This window comes from Actinomadura viridis (genome assembly GCF_015751755.1).
In the GTDB taxonomy this organism is placed as follows: Bacteria; Actinomycetota; Actinomycetes; order Streptosporangiales; family Streptosporangiaceae; genus Spirillospora; species Spirillospora viridis.
Genome location: NZ_JADOUA010000001.1, coordinates 8,396,490 through 8,414,593, shown reverse-complemented (window position 1 = coordinate 8,414,593; position 18,104 = coordinate 8,396,490). Strand labels below are relative to the sequence as shown.

Annotated in this window: 16 protein-coding genes; 4 read left to right on the top strand and 12 right to left on the bottom strand. The window is 66.9% G+C overall.

Annotated elements, in window-relative coordinates; all coding sequences use genetic code 11:
• Positions 1–39: 39 nt before the first annotated feature.
• From IW256_RS38200 to IW256_RS38190, 3 genes are read left to right on the top strand one after another with little or no spacing between them, the layout of a single operon-like run.
• Positions 40–1,113 (top strand): nucleotide-binding protein, encoded by a 1,074-nt coding sequence (locus IW256_RS38200; protein ID WP_197015577.1) that lies wholly within the window; start codon positions 40–42, stop codon positions 1,111–1,113.
• Entirely contained in the window at positions 1,110–1,442 is a 333-nt protein-coding gene (locus IW256_RS38195; RefSeq protein WP_197015576.1) for a hypothetical protein, read from the top strand. Before IW256_RS38200 ends, IW256_RS38195 begins: the two co-directional genes overlap by 4 nt.
• Entirely contained in the window at positions 1,439–2,287 is an 849-nt protein-coding gene (locus IW256_RS38190) for a DUF6177 family protein (RefSeq protein ID WP_197015575.1), read from the top strand. Before IW256_RS38195 ends, IW256_RS38190 begins: the two co-directional genes overlap by 4 nt.
• Before the next feature lie 224 nt (positions 2,288–2,511).
• On the opposite strand, the gene IW256_RS38185 is transcribed toward IW256_RS38190, so the two are convergent.
• The 12 genes from IW256_RS38185 to eccD all read right to left on the bottom strand — a co-directional run bounded on the left by IW256_RS38185 (position 2,512) and on the right by eccD (position 13,738).
• The gene (locus tag IW256_RS38185; RefSeq protein WP_197015574.1) at positions 2,512–2,733 is read right to left on the bottom strand and encodes a hypothetical protein; all 222 of its coding nucleotides are present in this window, start codon (positions 2,731–2,733) and stop codon (positions 2,512–2,514) included.
• 1,185 nt (positions 2,734–3,918) lie between these two features.
• Positions 3,919–4,524, bottom strand: coding sequence for a hypothetical protein (locus IW256_RS38180; protein ID WP_197015573.1), 606 nt, complete (start codon positions 4,522–4,524; stop codon positions 3,919–3,921).
• Between the two features lie 146 nt (positions 4,525–4,670).
• Entirely contained in the window at positions 4,671–5,354 is a 684-nt protein-coding gene (locus IW256_RS38175) for a hypothetical protein (protein WP_197015572.1), read from the bottom strand.
• Positions 5,355–5,361: 7 nt separating this feature from the next.
• Positions 5,362–5,667, bottom strand: coding sequence for a hypothetical protein (locus tag IW256_RS38170; RefSeq protein WP_197015571.1), 306 nt, complete (start codon positions 5,665–5,667; stop codon positions 5,362–5,364).
• Between the two features lie 23 nt (positions 5,668–5,690).
• Positions 5,691–6,467, bottom strand: a complete 777-nt coding sequence (locus IW256_RS38165) for a hypothetical protein (RefSeq protein WP_197015570.1) — start codon at positions 6,465–6,467, stop codon at positions 5,691–5,693.
• A 117-nt stretch (positions 6,468–6,584) separates the two neighbouring features.
• Entirely contained in the window at positions 6,585–6,992 is a 408-nt protein-coding gene (locus tag IW256_RS38160) for a hypothetical protein (protein WP_197015569.1), read from the bottom strand.
• A gap of 259 nt (positions 6,993–7,251) precedes the next feature.
• Positions 7,252–8,403 carry a S8 family peptidase gene (locus IW256_RS38155; protein WP_197015568.1) on the bottom strand — a complete coding sequence of 384 codons (1,152 nt, stop codon included), beginning with the start codon at positions 8,401–8,403 and terminating at the stop codon, positions 7,252–7,254.
• A 1,379-nt stretch (positions 8,404–9,782) separates the two neighbouring features.
• Entirely contained in the window at positions 9,783–10,127 is a 345-nt protein-coding gene (locus IW256_RS38150) for a hypothetical protein (protein ID WP_197015567.1), read from the bottom strand.
• Between the two features lie 43 nt (positions 10,128–10,170).
• The gene (locus IW256_RS38145) at positions 10,171–10,464 is read right to left on the bottom strand and encodes a WXG100 family type VII secretion target (RefSeq protein WP_197015566.1); all 294 of its coding nucleotides are present in this window, start codon (positions 10,462–10,464) and stop codon (positions 10,171–10,173) included.
• Between the two features lie 25 nt (positions 10,465–10,489).
• Complete coding sequence (locus IW256_RS38140) at positions 10,490–10,804, bottom strand: WXG100 family type VII secretion target (RefSeq protein WP_197015565.1); 315 nt, start codon at positions 10,802–10,804, stop codon at positions 10,490–10,492.
• A gap of 219 nt (positions 10,805–11,023) precedes the next feature.
• Positions 11,024–12,379 (bottom strand): type VII secretion protein EccB, encoded by a 1,356-nt coding sequence (gene eccB, locus IW256_RS38135; protein WP_197015564.1) that lies wholly within the window; start codon positions 12,377–12,379, stop codon positions 11,024–11,026.
• Between the two features lie 3 nt (positions 12,380–12,382).
• Positions 12,383–13,738, bottom strand: a complete 1,356-nt coding sequence (eccD, locus tag IW256_RS38130) for a type VII secretion integral membrane protein EccD (protein ID WP_307829418.1) — start codon at positions 13,736–13,738, stop codon at positions 12,383–12,385.
• 342 nt (positions 13,739–14,080) lie between these two features.
• Between eccD and eccCa the strand changes: the two genes are divergently transcribed.
• Positions 14,081–18,001 carry a type VII secretion protein EccCa gene (gene eccCa / locus IW256_RS38125; RefSeq protein WP_231404096.1) on the top strand — a complete coding sequence of 1,307 codons (3,921 nt, stop codon included), beginning with the start codon at positions 14,081–14,083 and terminating at the stop codon, positions 17,999–18,001.
• Positions 18,002–18,104 lie beyond the last annotated feature (103 nt).

The window sequence follows — 18,104 nt, the reverse complement described above, 5'->3', positions numbered from 1 at the left end:
AGATCCGTCCGTGCCGCGCCCGACGCTGAGAGGAGATCGGTGTCCGATCCGGACTGGCAGCACGAGGTGCTGCGGGAACTCGGCGTCCTGGAAAGCGGCCTGATCCCGCCCGTTCCCCACCCCCGCCCCACCCCTCTGGACGTCCTCCCGGAGGCCACAGCCCGCCCACCGGAACCGCTCGCGGCCCCGGTACCGGCCGCCTTCGTACCGGCGGCCGCCCCGGCGCCCTCCGTACCGGCGGCCGAACTGCTGCGCCGCAATCCGCACGGCGACCCCGTCATCAGGAGGCTGGGCCGCGGCGTGCGCAAAGCGGTGGGCGCCTCGGCGGCAACCGGAGTACGCGACCTCTCCGAACTCACCGCGCAACTCGGCGCACCGGTCCGCTCGTGCCGGAGGATCGCGGTGACGAGCGTCCGCGGAGGCGCTGGCAAGAGCAGCATCGCCGCCCTCCTCGCCCGGCTCCTCCACCAGCACCGTGACGACCGGGTCCTCGCGATCGACGCCGACCCCGGCCTGGGTTCGCTGCCGCTGAGACTGGGCGTCACCCCCACCCGTTCACTCCGCGACCTCACCACCGCCCGCCCCCGTACCTGGGACGAGACCACGGCCTACCTGACGCGCACCGCCACGGGCCTGTGGGTCATCGCCAACGACGCCCGCATGGACCTCGACGACAACACCTACCGAACGGGCGCGGGCATGCTCGGCAGGTTCTTCTCCACAACGGTCGTCGACTGCGGGGCGGGCATCGGCACACAACTCCACCGGGGCGTCCTCAGCTCGGCCCACGCCCAGGTGTTCGTCGTCCCGGGGACCGAGGACGGCGCGGTCACCGTGCGGAAGGCGCTCGCCTGGCTCCGTACCGACGGCCACGACCGGCTGCTCGCCCACACGACCCTCGCACTCGTCGCCCACACACCCAACCCGGACACCGACCTCGACCACGCCCGGGAACTCCTCGCGAGCGACAGGCTGCCGGTCGTCCTCGTCCCGTTCGACCGCCATCTGGCCACCGGCACCGCCATCGCCCCCGACCGCGTCGGCGCGGCGACGCACGCGGCCGTCACCCGTATCGCGGCGCAGTCGTTCGCCCACGCGCAGGCCGCCCCATGAGCCGGGAGATCGTCGCCCTCCTCCGGGAGCGCCCGGAACTCGCCCCCCTCCTGCACTCCCTGCGAGGCAAGGGCCTGGCCGTGGCCGAACACGACAACACCACGCACCTCTACGACGCGGCCGGACGGCTCCTCGTCCACATCGCCCACCCCCTTCGCATCGACGTGCCAGGCGAGGTGGAACGCCTGCTGAACACCTCAGTCCCTCTCCCCGTCTGGTGGGTCGGCGTACGCGCCGCGGCAACGCTCACCGAGGCCGGGCCACTCGCCCGGCGCTGCGCCGAAACCCTGGTCTCCCGCCACGGAGGCACCCTCTGGAGCAACCGATGACCGCGGCCGACGCCCGCACGGATCGCGCCACCGTCCTCCTGGTGGACCGCGCGATCGTCCCCCTGAGCCCTGGCATGACCGACTCCGTCCAGGTGGTCACCCCGGTGAGCGCCCGCATCACCCTGCCCATGCGCGCGCACATCCTCAGCGGCAAGGCCACCTGGGTCGTCCGAGACCACGGCGGCTACTACGACGGCCTGACCGGAAGACCCTTGCACTGGTCGGACGGCGCGTTCGTCCCCGTACCTTCCGCACGCGACTACGCACCGGGCTTCAAGACACCACCGTCCCAACTGCTGGGCTCACACCTCACCCTGGTCGTACGGGCCAAGCACACCGAGGCCGGCCGCTCCCTGGACCAGGCCATGCGCCTGCTCACCGGCGCACCACCCACCGGCTGGGGCACATCCGAACCGCTCGAACACCGCTGGAACCCCGCCGCCCTCACCGCCTACGTCCACTCCCCCAGCTACAAAGCCCGGCCCATCATCGCGGTAGGCCAACGCTCCCTGGCCATAACGGAACTCACTCCCGAGAGCGACGGCATCGCCGCCCTGACCACCCTCACCATCGGCTACGCCCCCGGCGAGACTCCGCCCCTCCAGCAGTTACCGACGCTCATCGCCTCGCTGGACCACACCGCTTCCGTCCTCGCACACCAGAGCCTCGGCCGTGCCGACCTCACCACCGAGCCCCGCTGGACCGGCAAACCAACCCCCATAGGCCTCGCCGTCCGCGGCACCCGTACCACCCCTCAGGGCTACCCCATCGGCCCGATGACCTGGTTCCCGCTAAGGGACTGGCCCCACTACCACCAAACCCTCCACCACCTGAGCCACCCCTGACCAACCCCTACGGCTGGTGTGAGCGAAGGTTCTTCACCACCGTCCGCGCCAGCATCACCACATCACCCTCGAAGGACACAGCCGTACCCGGCTTCGCCTTCGCCAGCCCAGCCCTCCCGAAAATGAGGACCACCCGGAACGTCTCTCTCACGAAACATGCCTCAAGCATCTCGCCATAGGAATGATGCCGGACGTACGCCTCGCAACCGACACCCTAGACACCATCACCCACAAGCGATGAGCAACCGAGCGAAATTCATCTCGCAACAAGCATGAGGCCAATTATCGATCAGGGTAATTTTGATCAGCCATCGCCAAGCTATTGCGTCAGCCATATTGCGAAGGCGTTGAGTAACTGCGATCGCTTCATCACTCTCTGAACGAGATGAGGCAATCAAGTCTGCGAGCGCGCGCATCTGCTTTTGGGGAAGCAGCGCATAGCGCATTTCCTTTCACATCCCCATCCAGTCTTCCCTTTGAGTCATTGATCTCGTCCGTGGACGCGACTACCGACCGACTTTTTCCCTTCGCGTTCACGGACGAGAAATCGACACAGCAGCAAGATGCCCGCAAAACAAGCGAGGATCATCAAGCATGCCACCAGGTAGAAGGCAAAGGTCGAGTGACTGAAAGCCCCCATCATCACAAGAAAGGAGCCGAACGCGCAGTCAATGATGGCGATAGGCCCTCGGCCGGCCCACCTCTCGTACGCCGGTCTCCGACCCAAGCCAGCAAAAGTAGTCACCCCAACAACGATCAGGAACATCCCAGCCGCACATTGGAGATAGTTCACAATCTGCACAACAGGCCCTCGATACCATTTGACAACTACACAGATGTCGTCACCCGGACATCACTTCCGAATCAAGCAGGGAAGATTGAAGAAGGCACGTCCCGTACCCTCTTCCTAGCCGTTTCCTCCCCCGCCAAACCATAGGCATTAGATAAAGGTGTCAACGCAACACCAGGACCACCGCTTCGGCGAGACGCTGCGCCAAATGGACACGCTCACCGAAAGGCATCTCTGGAAGATTTCCGCCAGAAATAGTAACCTCGGCGGCAAGCTGTCCTCGTTGAACGGCGATCGCCATAATCACGGGCGAACTGCCACGTGGGTAAACGAGGCATGCCCGGCCGGTGGTGACCCTCAGTGCCTCACATGGTCCCAGAGTTGTGGATCGATTCTTGTAGTAGGCATAGGAATCGAGTACGCCAACATGCCCTGTTGCCCCATCCAGCCCAGGCACCACCGTCACATGAAGTGTGCGCGCTTTCGGACCTTTGATCGTGGGCTTTACAGCACGCCAGTAACACTGCCTTGCCGAAGCAGAAGCGTCCTGTACATATCGCCCGAGAACTTCGTGGCGCAACTCATCCCCGATTAGAGAGCATGCCCCAGGACCTTTAGGTGATCTCGACGAAGTAGATGACGGAACAGGACCTGAAGTGAGGCGATCACCTGTAGTGACGTTCTCGGAACCACACCCGGCAAAAATGAGTGCACCCAACAGGAAGATCGCTGATCGCATCGCCGCTACTTTTTATCCAGGCACGTGTGGTCACTCACAGTCATCGATCTCTGTAGTCACAAGGCACGGTCCCTGATGGACCCTGGTGAACATCACAACGAATCATTTAGCCTGCAAATGGAGGTTGCCAAGTATCGATCGCGCGACAGCCAGTCCGTCATTTTCGAAGGAATTCACAGGTATCGGCTTGCGTCCCGAACTGAGGAGAGGGCCAAAATAAAGCACCGCTGCCACGATATTCTTCTCGCGGAAAGATATGTCAGCGCTCTGCCGACCGACCTGAGAATATTTGATGTAGGACTCGTCGCCGACATCCACCTGCCTGCAAGAACTTGCCGGCTTCCCGCACTCGCTATGATCAGTCGCAAAGCTCTCCCGCGTCGCCCTGATAGCATCATCGCCGTTGCGAATATTCGCGAAAATCAGAATGGACGAGCCGGTAACCTGCCGCGTATTCTGAAAGCTGCAGGCAGATTGTTTCACCTCGTTCGTCCTTGGGGGAGTCGATGGCTTCGCTGCCATACCGTTCCCGATCAGACGAGTGACAAGTCTGGCATCGACAAGACCGCATGCATCTGGAAGCGATTTGTAGGCACGCTCACCATCATCCTGCCGGATGAAGCAACCCGAGAGAATCACGCACCCAGTCAGCACCACCGCAGGAACGATCTTTCGGAACTCCTGATACCTGGGCATCATCGCCTCCATGCCTCTGGAGACTTGAGCCGCCCAGGCATACCGGGAGCGGCAGAACCGTTCCTAGTTCCGCTGATCGCGTCTGTCATGTCAAGAGCCAAGAAGCGTTGACCTGTACCACTCTCCAAAGCAGCTCCACTCGAGGTGATGGCGGCGGTTCAGGTCGTCGTCGCCGGGGGCCAGTGGTTTCCGGGGAGGGCAGTTCCGCCGCCGGATGCCCCCTGCAGGCTCTTCTCGGCTGCACCGAGATTGAGAAGGAGTCCCAAAAGGGCAACTGCTATCGCGATTACGAAGGTAACGGCCGCTCCGATGGGACCGGCCACAGTGGAGGCTGTAAGGAATGCTACGAGCAGTGAGGCAAGCGCCGTCCCAAGGGCTAGATAGAAAACGTAGGCGGCATTACGAATAGAGGTGCATGCGGCGGCTATGGAAGTAGCCTTGGTGGTGATGGCTCCGGCCGCTGCGGGCTGCTGTCCCACTCCCTTGTGGTACGCACCGCCGGCAATCCCCTTCCAGGACGTGTCATATTTATTGAGCTGTGCGGCAAGAGTGGTGGCCACTCCGTCCGCCTGCCCACGCAGCTTGAGCCACGTATCCTCGTGACGGTTCATAACAAGCGGAATCGCGGCAGCCTTGAGGGCGGATTGGATCTTCTCGACGCCCTTGGCGGTGAGATCCACGATCTTGTTGAATGCCATTTTGAGCGCAGGCCCCAGGAGCGGATCCTTCTCCAACTGCTTGTTGACTACCTGCCTGACGCGCTCGAGCCCGGAATCGATCTTCGAAAGATTGACATTGATCTCATTAATCGTCGCCTGATACTGTGCCGCGGTGAATCCCATGCCAGTCCTATCTCTTGATGACGCCCTGCGTTGCAGCGGAAATCTCCTGCTCGGTCGCACCATATTTTTTTGATGCCTCGGTAAGCGCATGGGCGACCTTGAGCAGGACAGATGACCCTTCCCAGGTCCAGAAGCCAATCTCTTCGGTTCGCTTATTATAGAGTGCCACTGCCTTCTCGAAGGCGCCTCCCGCTTCCCCTACTGTGAGACTCTTGGTGGCGGACGCGATTTGTCCGAGAACCTCTCTCTGCTCGATCCACACGCTTGCCTGGACCAGTAGAGCATCGCGCTTTACATCGACTTCCGGGGGCACAGGTATCCTCTTTCGAGTGAGTGCTACGGACGATCGTTCAGGTCGACTGAGACAGCCTCCTGGAAGATTTCGTTCAGGCGTGCGATCGTGTCGGCAGGAATCTGGGAAGCGGAGGCGTCCGCAGCCGCGGCAAGATTATCCCGCGCCTGGGCGAGTGCCTCACGCAACGCTGAGCTCAAGCGGATTCCAGACTGCTGCTCGGCCCATGCAGGATCCACTTCACAGGACTCCAGCCGATCAGAGGACAATGTGATGGTGACGGTACGCCTTCGGGTCTGGCCACTGCCACGGAAGTCGAGTGCCGGCGATGCCGCATGGCGTTCTATCGCCGCATTCACGGTGGCAGAAACCGCTAGGAACTCTTCGGCAAGCAGATCAAGCGAGGGTCTCTCGACACTGGTAACTGCAGGCCGGAATTCTGGAGGAAGCATTGGCTCGGATATCGAGAGAATTGGGCTGCTCGTACCTGTACCCATGCTCTCCAGCCTCGTCAACCGCTCCTGAATCCCATGGCTCTCCAGAGCTCTCCGCATTGCCTCGGCTCGCCCTCGTGTACATGCTGCGTACGCATCGACGACAGCGTCACCTACTCCATCAGCATTGATTCTGCGCCGCCAATCGGTCGAAACCTCGAGAGTCTCAGGTAGCGAAGCGCCATCGATCACCATCCGTACCGCGCCACTCCCATCCACGGCCTCCACACTGGACGGCGCAGCTGACTCGACTTCGACCATCAGGCTTTGAAGCTCCAGCGCCAATTGATGCATCTGGGCCAGTTCCCATAGATCTTGCTCTCTCACTAGTTTCTCCCGATCATCTGTGTTCCGCTTCTATCTCGCCCGTCATCAATCAATCCCGGATGGGAATCAAACAGCCGAACGCAGAAAAAGCGCAGACTGTGCAACCTGTCGACCGCCTCATACCGCATGACCAGCCATGCCACGCAGACGGTTGGCGGTCTGCCAGGCTTGGGCCGAATCCGTTCCATGTTGTCGACCATAGGTGATGGCATCGGCCAACGCGGCCAGTTTCTCCGCGGGCAGTAGATCTTTCGTCGAAGGATCAATGAGAGAGAGGCGCATCTTCCGCCCCCCCTCCGGCCTCTTGATGGTCAGCATTGGAATACGGCGCCCCGTCGGTACGATGAGCGTGACAAAAGGCATCGGCACCGCAGTGGTTTCAGCGACGTACTCGATCTGGAATCGTTCCGCCAGTGCCAACTCGCAACGATGGGTACGAACGGTTCCTCGCACAACAAGCGTGGTGCGATCCAGCCACGCCGCAGACCGGACCAGCCAGGCGAGCCGCAAAAGCAGCAAGGCCATACACCCTATGGTGATTGACGTCCCGACAATTATTCCTACGGTGGGTGAGATCAGGCTCGCAAAGATGCCGCAGATACCGCCCAATATGGGCGCCAGCAACAGCGCCGCCACAATGAGAAAGCCACTCAGTATCGCTTTGGTGGCACGAGACACCCCAGTGTGCAGTTCTATTCGTGGTCCACCATAGTGAACTTCAGGACTCCATGCCATCCCGACTCCAGTCGGATCATTCAACATCTATGTTTGCATAATAAAAAGATCATTTGAAGTGATTTCGAGCTATGCGCCAACCGCCAAGCAGAAGACAAAGCGCTGAGAACACGACAGCACCGATCACCCAGGCCGACGTTTGGCCTCGAGACCTGGTAGCCGACTGTTTTTTGGTGGCCCGGGAAGGCATGACCGACTTCGCCGCTGCCGGTCGTTCTCTGCTCTTCTGCCAGGTGCGAAGACGGTCGTAGACAGGGTTGGGAGCTGTGGAGGGGACCTTGTCGACCAGGGCCCGATAGGGGCGGACGAGCCCGTGGCCTGTCACGTCGTCCCAACCAGGGGGACCGACGTCCTTGGTGGTCGCGAGCACTCGTTGCACGACCTGTTCTGCCGGCATCTCGGGATACTTCGAGCGGACAAGGGCCACGACGCCGGCAGTGAGCGCTGCGGAGGGGCTCGTGCCACCGTCCCCCAGTCTGAATCTCCCATTCCAGTTGATGGTGCCAACGTGAGCCGCAGGAGCGGCAACGGCCATATAGTTACCAGGCGTCGTCTTTGGCCATGGCTTGACATATCCGTCGAGCCCGCCGACGGTCATCACGCCGGCACAGTTGGCGGGCCAGTTTCGCCAGTCTTCAAAGCGTCCTTCGTTACCGGCGGATGCGACCAGCACAACGTCCTTCTTCACCGCATAGGCGACCGCAGCCTGCAGCTCCATCGGGCACTCCATGAAGGTGGCACTGCCGATCGACATGCTGATGACCTGGGCGCCGCGGTCGGCCGCATAGCGAATATCAATGGCGAGGGCCCAGCTCCCGCCCCTATGCCCGACCACAGGCAGTACCTTTGCCTCCGGGGCCACTCCCATCATTCCGGTACCGCCGCCTCTTGCCACGATGAGCGCGGCCATGGCCGTACCGTGGCCCCCGTTCTTCCTGTCCTTCCCGACTTTCGACAGCCCGACATCAGGCTCGCTGGGGTTTACTCCTTTCAGGATGGCGCCCCTGAGATCGGGCAGATTCGGGTTGACGCCGTTGTCGAGGACGGCGACGGTGACACCCTTGCCCTTGGTGATGGGCCAGACCTTCTTTTCGATCTCCCACCAGTCGAACCAGTACAGTTCGTCCCGGGGCCGGGGCAGGGCTGCCGCTGGAGAGGAGATACCGGCCACCAAGAGGATGGCCAGAAAGCCCGCGCTCACCCTCATGTACGATCGCGCGACCCGCCTTCTCCGGTCATGGCGGCGGCTTGGGAGCATGTGCTGGACGGTCACGGCGCTCAGCGGATCACCGGAGGCGCGGCGTCGTCATCATCGCTCCACACATCGTCCTCCTCATAAAGCGCGGACGTCCGTTCCTCGGCAGCTCGCCGATTACGTCCTCCCGACCCCAGCCCGGCGCCCCCTGTAGGCGAGTGCATTGCGCTCGTCCTGCCGGCCGGCCCCGGCGCCGTCTGGCGACCGAGGACGCCACCGGCTCCCAGCGGCCGCGTCTGTGTCCCTCCTGCGCTGTTCGGAGTCGGCTTGAAGCCGGCAGGGGCGGGCCTTCCCTGCCCAGCGGTTCCGCCGATGACTCCAGGCGCGACCGGAGCGGTCCGGCTGACTCCGGGCCCCAGGCCCGTTGGCCCGATCGGCTTGGGCCCGATGGTCTTGGGGCCGCCAGGGGGTGTGAGAGGCCCCGGCAGAGGACCACTCGGCACCACTGGACTCGTGCCTGGAGGAACCCCACCGAGGGCTGGTCCCGCACCTATCGGTGTCGGGCCGACGGGACCGGTTCCAACCGGCTTCGTGCCCTCAAGCTCTGTACCGCCTGGGACCGCTCCGCCACCTTCCGGAGCCCCTGGTGGCGCGGGGCTCGGCAGTTCTCCGTTCGGCCCGGAAGGCACATCCGGGGATGGCATGTGCGGCCCCTCCGGGGCGCCACCCTGATGGGGTGGGGCAGTTACAGCGCCACCGCCAGGAGAAGCCGACCCGGAAGGTGGGGTTCGGCCGAGCCTGTCAACAGAGTGGTCCGGTTCCATCCCTGAGACGCCGGGGAGATCGAGGGATATGGACGCCGGGATGCGCGAGTAGGCATTGATCAAGCCCTGGTTCATCTCGTCCATGTGGCGTTGTGCCTCACGGTCCTTGGCGAACTTCTCCAGCAGGAGTTCCTTTGATGGATCCTTGGTGACCCCCAAGGGGCCCGTGGCCTCCGTCGGAGCGGTCACCTTGTAGGTGTCCACCGTCCGGGCCGCCGCCTCCAGGGCGTAGCGGATGCTCCCGCTGGCTTCGGAGAGTTCGCCGGCGGCGTGTTCAAGACGCTTGACCTGCCTGAGAGCCGCCTCCGCCGACGGACCCTGGCTCCAGGCCGCCTTGAGCCTGCCTCGATGGAAGGCCAGGTCTGACTGGGCCCTGGCGAGAAGCCTTTCGAGCATCGCATAGGTGGTGGCCATCTCATGAAGACGTGCCGAGTTCGTTGCCTTGATCATGCGGATGATCTGTTGGTAGTCGAACTCCGCCGGATTCCCCGGTTCTACCGAGCCGCGCCTGACCGGATGCTTCTGTAGGCCCATGACCTCACCTCCCTTGCCCGCATGGGCTCAGTTCTGGCTGTCGCGCGTCGCCGGAGGGTCGAGGAGCCCTCCAGCCCTGCCCGCTGCTTGACGCGAGGCCAGTTCGCTCAGGTCGAAGTACTTCGCCGATCTCTGGATATCGCTGACCAACCGCGCGTAGATGTCCACGAACTCCGTGACGTAAGTGATCATCGACTGGTGGGCGGTGTCGATGCGGCGGCCGAGGTCGGTGGGGACGTCCCAGGCGCCGATGGTGCCAACGGTGGTGGGATGGCCGCTCGCGCCCGCCCTCAGCTTCTCCAGTTCCGCCTGCATGGCCCGGGCGACCTGGCGCATCTTCTCCGGGCTGTGTTCGCTTTCCGTGGGAGCCACAGCGCACCCCTCCCCGTGTGTCGAGTCCCGTGTGTTGAGCCGGTCAGCCGCCGAACATCGAGGCGTTGCGGCGCTCGGTGGTCAGGTAGCCGTCGTGGGAGTCGCCGATGGCCTGGCTCAGGTTGTGGACGACCTGGCCGAGCTGCTCGCCTGCGGCGTTCCACTGCTTCTGCATGGCCTTGTACGCCTCGTCGGCGTCGCCCTCCCACTCGGAGAGGGTGGACTGGACCTTGCTCTGGAGTTCGTTGAGGGTCGCCTTGTACTCGTTCAGTGCCTTCTGGAAGGACGCCTGGGCTTCCTTCATCGCGCCGAAGTTGACCAGCGTGTAGTCGGTCATGGTGTGCTCCTCTGGGGGACGGGGGTCAGCTGTTGATCATCGAGGTCAGCTTGTTGACCCTGGCGGCGGTCTCAGCCTCGGTGGCGGCGTAGCTGACCCGGGCGTCACCGAGCTTGCGCTGGATGTTGTTCAGGTCGGTGAGCACCTTCACGAACTGCTGGTCGAACTGCTGGAACACCTTGACGAAGGCCATCGCGCCCTCGCCCTTCCAGCGGCCGGCGAGGGCCTTCTGCTCGGCGTCCAGCCGTGCCCGGGTGGCCCTCAGCTGCTTCTCGGCGTGCTCGATGGCGTCGGCGCCCTTGCGCATGCCTTCCCGGCTGTGCGCTGACTGCTGCGTCATTGCGTCTCCCTGGACGTCGGAACCTGCGGCATCACAAGGTGCACCACGCGCAGCAAGTTTGACCCCCTGTAGCCGCTTGGTAGCGACACACCCCGTGACAGTGAGTTAGAGACAGCGTAGAGATGCCTCGATCGACTGTCTACGCGCAAGTCCGCCCCGATTTGCTTGCACTCCTGCAACGGCAGTGGATGGTCAGCGGGGCACGACCGGGTTCGCAATTCATGTGGCCGGAACCGGCCGGATCGCCTCGGACGAGGTGAGCACCGGGCCCTGGCGGAAGAGCTGAAGAAGATTGGCGGGGACCGGGACGGCCGAGTTCAGCGAGTATCCGAGTTTGGCCACGTCATCAGCGGTGGCAATGGGATAGCGGACTCCCTGTTCGGTGAGCAGGGAGAATGCCTGCGGCTTCTGGCCGGGACCGGAGAGCGTGCCCGCGAACGTGCCGCCGCCCGGCATGAGGACCTGGTCGAGTCCGGTTCCGCCGGATGGGGCGGTGGGAAGTGCGCCGCCGATGGTGAAGCGTGATTCGGTGGAGAGCTTGCCGGTGTCGCGGTAAACGGCACAAAGGGGCTCTGTTGCCTGGTACGGCATGATCTCCGGGGGGTTTTCTGGAATGTCGCGGCGGTAAAGCGTGGTCTGCGACGGTCTGGCTCCCGCAGCGCCGGGGTTGATGTCGCGGGGCGGGCCCGGGGCGTGGGGAGCGCTGCCTGCCGACTCCAGGAGCAACCGGGCCTGGGTCTGCGAGATGCCGGCGAGGCCGTCCGCCAGCTGGACGTACCAGCGCGCGGGGGTTCCGGCCACGGCGGCGACCCGGAACACCTGGCCGATGGGTGTGGGGGTGCCGTCCGGGCCCGGGCTGCGCTGCCCCCAACGGGGAACGGGCGGCGGGGCGAAGTCGGGGCCCTGGGGCAGGCCGTTGAGCCAGCGTTCGTCGACCGGGACGGGACGGTCCGCGGTCAGCACCCGGGCTGCCTGCGGGGAGACGCGCAGCCGGGTGTGACGCCAGATGAGCCAGGTCTGGGTGCCGCCCTGGACGAGGACGCCCTGCCCGTCGGCCAACGCGCGGCCACCCACGTCACGTCCGCCGGCGAGGGAGACGCTCGTGCCGCGGACGCAGAGTGACCAGGGCGCTTTGGTCAGCCGGTCCGGTTCCGGCAGGGACTCCGGGGCGCCCTGGATGCCGGTCATCGGGCCCCGGCCGTACCGCGACAGGGATCTGGACGAGACGGTCTTGCGCCGGATGGAGGTCGTGGACATCGCCAGGCGGGCGGAGGCGTAGTTGAGGAACGGGATCAGCTTGCGGTCCCGGGCGCTGTAGGCGTACGCGGCGCCCGTCTCCCTCTCGATGAGGACCAGGCCGGGCTGCTGGAGGTTGCGGGCGCCGCCCTTGAAGACCAGGCCGGAGACGCCGAATCCCGCGGCGAGGAGCACGACGACCATCACGCCGCAGAGGGTCCCGACTCCCGTACGGCGGAGCGGGGATTCGGCGGCTCCCGGTTTGCCCTGAAGGAGGGCGAGCGCGACCCGCTGGGTCATGAGCCGGTGGGCTTGGTAGAGGTCCTTGCGCGTCTGCATGGGTCAGCCGGCCAGCCCGCGCAGCCAGGAGTAGAGCTGGAGCAGGCCCAGGGCCAGGGGGAAGAGGCTGATGATGAGCATCAGGTCGAGGATGTCCCCGGCTCGTCCCCAGAACGGCGTGGGCTTGTGGCGCGGCAGCCATAGCGCCATCACCATCGTGACAGTCACGGCGAGGAGCAGCGGAACGACGACGGTGAGCATCACGGTGCCCGCCGAGGCCGTGCCCGACCAGCGCAGGCCGAGGAGGACCAGCCCCGCGAGGCCGGTGCCGAGCATCCAGAGCCGCTGCCAGCGGCCGTGGAAGACGCGGGCGCGCAGGAGCAGCACCAGGGACAGGCAGAGGCTCATGACGGCCGGCAGCACTCCGCGCGCTGGGACGAGGCTCAGCTGGGCGGCGAGGACGACGAGTCCGACGGCGGCGACCAGTCCGGTGGCGAAGCGATCCGCCTCGGCCGTACGGCGGAGCAGGGTCGGGCCGTCGAAGGTCTGGGCGCCGCGCAGTTCCTCGGCGGTCTCCGGTACGGGCGGCAGTGGCAGGCGGGCCAGGCGGAACGCCAGCGACGGGATGAGCGCGGTCAGGGTGAGGCACAGGGCGGCCGTGAACGCCGCGGCCCCGTGCGGGGCGAGGCCGAAGCCCCAGACCAGGCCCGTCGCGACGGTGCCCAGCAGCGCGGCGAACCCCACGCCGAGGAACGTGGGGAGGCCCGCGGTGACGCCGAAGGCGGCGATCACCGCGGCGAGGGTCACCGCGGCGAGGGCGGCCGCGAGGTGGGGTGCCCCGAGGTCGGTGAGGCCGACCGGACGGGCGGGGGCGAGCAGGCCGCCGAGGAACGCGTACGGCAGGGCGGCGAAGCCCAGCACCGCCCCGGCGCCCGCGTCGCCGACCGCGCGGGACAGGACCGCGCCGGCTGCCAGGAGCAGGACCGCGACGATCGCCGCCGCGACGGCGGCCGTCCCCCAGGGCGGGCCGCACAGGGCCAGGCCGCCGGCGCCCGCCACCAGGAGCGCCGCGCCGCTCGCCAGCCCGTACGTCCGGGTGTGCTCCGGGCGCCAGCGGTCGGCGTTCTCGTTGACGCCGGTGGCGACCACGTCGGCCACGTCGTCGAAGGTGACCTCAGGGAGTTGTGCGAGTTCGGGACGGAAGTAGAGCAGTTCGCCGTCGCGAATTCCGAGGGATGACAAGGTCCGGGACTCGTCGAGGGGAGCGTCGTCAAGGCGCTGCAGTACCCAGCCCGAGTGGGCCACTCCCGCGTTGGCGAGATTCCCGCCCGCCAACTGGAGCAACGAGGGAAGCATATGGGCGAGCGGGATATCCGCTGGAAGGGACAGGTCGAGACGGCGATGAGGAGCGACGACCACCACACGGCACAGGTCCGACCCGATCGCGGTATTCAACCGTTCTCCGTTCTCTGCCCCGACGGACCACGCCTGTCACGTGCTCAGTAACGCAGGCGGGACGTTGATCCGACACACGGCGCACGATGATACTTTGACGCGCACTGCAAGGGAATCTCGTCATCACCGACCATCCCCGTCCGGTCTCCATGAATACCTATATGACCTGCGAAAAGTGCTAGGTCAGATGGACATGGCCGCGGACCGGGACGGCTGGGCGAATTGCCCTTTTCCGGGCGCGACAGAAAGGCTCTTCGGTTGGGCATCGTTCTCGTACGGAGACCGGAGCGGCGGCCACCTCCGCGGTTGCCGGAGGGCGAGATCCTGCTCGAGCCGCCGCCCGAGATTCCGGAAACGATCAATCAGGGGTTCGCGAACGTCCTGATGTACCTGCCGATGGCGGCCAGCGGCGGGGCCATGGGCCTGATGTTCATGGGCGGGGCGGGCGGCGCCGGCGGCGGCAACCCGATCATGTGGGTCGCGAGCGGGCTGTTCGTCCTGTCCATGGTCGGGATGGGCGTCGGGCACATGGGCCAGGGCGCCGGAGAGCGCAAGCAGCAGCTGAACGGCGCCCGCAGGGACTACTACCGCTATCTCGACCAGATCCGGGCCCGGGTCCGTACGGCCGCGGCGCAGCAACGCGAGGCCCTCGAATGGACCGGGCCCAGTCCCCGGACGCTGTGGTCGCTGGCGATGAGCCACCGGTTGTGGGAACGCCGGCCGGCCGACGAGGACTTCGGGCAGGTCCGCCTCGGCCTCGGGCGGCAGCGGCTGGCGCTGGAGCTCGTCACCCCGGAGACCAAGCCCGTGGAGGACCTGGAGCCGATGTGCGCGGGGGCGCTGCGGCGCTTCCTGCGGGCGCACGCCACCGTCCCGGACCTGCCCGTCGCGGTGTCGCTGCCGGCCTTCGCGCGCATCGTCCCCGGCGGTGACGCGGACGCGGCGCGGTCGATGGTGCGCGCGATGGTCGCCCAGCTGGTCGCCTTCCACGCGCCCGACGACGTGCGCCTTTCCATCTGCGCGTCACCCGAGCGGATGCCGGAGTGGCAGTGGGCCAAATGGCTGCCGCACTGCCTCCACCCCACCGAGCACGACGCGGCGGGGCCGCTCCGGCTGTTCGCCCATTCGCTCGCGGACATCGAGCGGCTGCTGAACGAGGAGCTCAAGGACAGGCCGCGGTTCACCGCCGGCGCCGACCCCCAGGACCCGCCCTTCCACGTCGTGGTCGTGGACGGCGGGACGGTCCCGCCGGACTGCCAGCTCGGCGCCGACGGCATCAAGGGCGTGTGCGTCATCGATCTCGGCGGGTCGGTCGCCCCGACGCCGGACGCCACGATGCTGCACCTGAACGTGACGTCGGAGCGCGTGGAGATGCTGGAACGGGACCACACCGGCAAGGACGTCGCGAGCCCGCTGGGCCGTCCCGACTCGTTCACCCCCGTCCAGGCCGAGGGGCTCGCGCTGAGGCTGGCGCCGCTGCGCGCGGGGGCCGCCGACGAGCCGGAGCAGAGCCCGCTGGCCGGCGATCTCACGCTGACGTCGCTGCTCGGCCTGGACGGCGCGGAGGACATCGACCCGCGCAACGGCTGGCGGACCCGCGCGCCGCGCAACCGGCTGCGGGTGCCGATCGGCGTGGACGCCGACGGCCGCGCGGTCGAGCTGGACATCAAGGAGTCGGCGCAGGGCGGCATGGGCCCGCACGGACTGCTCATCGGCGCGACGGGGTCGGGCAAGTCGGAGCTGCTGCGCACGCTGGTGCTCGCCCTGGCGATCACGCATTCCCCGGAGACGCTCAACTTCGTGCTGGTGGACTTCAAGGGCGGCGCCACGTTCCTCGGGATGGAACGGCTGCGGCACGTGTCCGCGGTCATCACCAACCTGGAGGAGGAGCTTCCCCTCGTCGACCGGATGTACGACGCCCTGCACGGCGAGATGATCCGGCGCCAGGAGCTGCTCCGGGCGTCGGGCAACCACGCCTCGCTGCGCGATTACGAGAAGGCGCGGGAGCTGGGGGCCGAGCTGGCCCCCTTGCCGAGCCTCTTCGTGGTGCTGGACGAGTTCTCCGAGCTGCTGTCGGCCAAGCCCGAGTTCGCCGAGCTGTTCGTGATGATCGGCCGGCTCGGGCGCTCGCTGGGCGTGCACCTGCTGCTGGCCTCCCAGCGGCTGGAGGAGGGCAAGCTGCGGGGGCTGGAGTCGCATCTGTCCTATCGCATCGGGCTGCGCACGTTCTCGGCGATGGAGTCGCGGGTCGTGCTGGGCGCGCCGGACGCGTACGAGCTGCCGCCGCAGCCGGGCAACGGCTATCTCAAGGTGGACGTCAGCGACATGGTGCGGTTCAAGGCCGCGTACGTGTCCGGGCCGGCGGGCGACGAGCAGCGGGGGCGGACCCGGCCGCAGGCCGAGCGGCGGCCCCGGATCATGCCCTACACGCCCGCCGTCATCGCCCCGCCCGCCGTCGAGGAGCCCGCCCCGGAGGAGCCCGCGGGGCAGGAGTCCGGGGAGAGCCTGTTCAGCACCGTTATCGACCGGCTCTCCGGGGAAGGGCCGGAGGCCCACCGCATCTGGCTGCCGCCGCTCGACGTGCCGCCGACGCTCGACCGGCTGCTGCCGCCGCTGTCGGCGACGCCCGGCCAGGGGCTGACGTCCGCCGGCTGGGAGGGCCGCGGCCGGCTCGCCGCCGTGGTCGGCATGATCGACCGGCCGTTCGAGCAGCGGCGGGACCCGTTCTGGGTCGACCTGTCGGCCGCGGCCGGGCACGTGGGGATCGCGGGGGCTCCGCAGACCGGCAAGTCGACCATCCTCCGCTCGCTGATCGCCTCGCTCGCCCTCCTGCATACGCCCGAGGAGGTGCAGTTCTACTGCCTGGACTTCGGCGGCGGGACGCTGAGCGCGCTGGCCGGGCTGCCGCACGTGGGCGGCGTGACGAACCGGCTGGACGGCGACCGCGTCCGCCGTACCGTCGCCGAGGTCTCCTCCCTGCTGGAACGGCGGGAGGCGGAGTTCACCGAGCTCGGGATCGACTCCATCGCCACCTACCGGCGGCTGCGCGCGGCCGGGGACGTCCGCGGCGACGGGTTCGGTGACGTGTTCCTGGTGGTGGACGGATGGGCGACGCTGCGGCAGGAACACGAGCGGCTGGAGGAGGTCGTGACCGACCTGGCGGCGCGCGGGCTCGGGTACGGCGTCCACGTGATCGCCACGGCGGGACGGTGGTCAGAGTTCCGGATGGGCATCCGGGACATGTTCGGCACCCGGCTGGAGCTCAGGCTGGGTGACTCCTACGAGTCCGAGATCGACCGGAGGCTCGCCGAGAACGTCCCGGAGGGGCGCCCGGGACGCGGGCTGACCCGGGACGGCATGCACTTCCTCGCCGCGCTGCCCCGGATCGACGGCCGCGGGACCGCCGGCGACCTGGCCGACGGCGTCGCGGCGCTGGTCGAGGCGGTCTCCGGGGCCTGGACCGGCCCGCAGGCACCGCCGGTGCGGCTGCTGCCCGGCCTGCTGCCGGTCTCGGCCCTGGCGGACGTGCCCCGCGAACGGTGGCAGGTGCCCATCGGCATCGACGAGGAGGGGTTGTCGCCCGTGCACCTGGACCTCGCGGCCGACCCCCACTTCGTGGTCGTCGGCGACACCGAGAGCGGCAAGTCCAACCTGCTGAGCCTCATCGCCGAGGGCATCGTCGCCGGGCACGCCCCGGACGAGGCCAAGCTGCTCTTCATCGACTACCGCCGGACGCTGCTCGACACCGCGGCGACCGAGCACCGCGTCGGGTACGCGGCGTCGGCGCCGGCCGCGGCGGAGCTGGTGACCGACCTGGCCGAGGCCCTGAACGAGCGGCTGCCGCCGGCCGACCTCACTCCCGAGCAGCTCCGGGACCGCACATGGTGGAAGGGATCGGACGTCTTCCTGTTCGTGGACGACTACGACCTGGTGGCCACGGCGCACAATCCCCTGCTGCCGATCCTCGACCTCCTGCCCCAGGCCCGCGACATCGGCGTCCATCTCGTGCTCTCGCGCGCGGGGGGCGGCGCGGGCCGCGCGCTGTTCGATCCGATCCTCCAGCAGCTCAAGGACATGGGCTCCCCCGCGCTGGTCCTGTCCGGGAGCCGGGAGGAGGGGCCGCTGTTCCATGAGATCCGTCCCCAGCCCCTTCCGCCGGGCCGGGGCACGCTCGGCGACCGGCGTTCCGGTACGCGGCTGATCCAGACGGCCGCGCGCGGCGCGTGACTCCCCCGCCGGGGCGCCCGCGTTGGCTTGCGGCGAGTCGTCCCCTCTGGGAGTGCCCAGGGCGGCAACCCGCCGCAAGTGAACGGGTGGACGGACGCGTCGG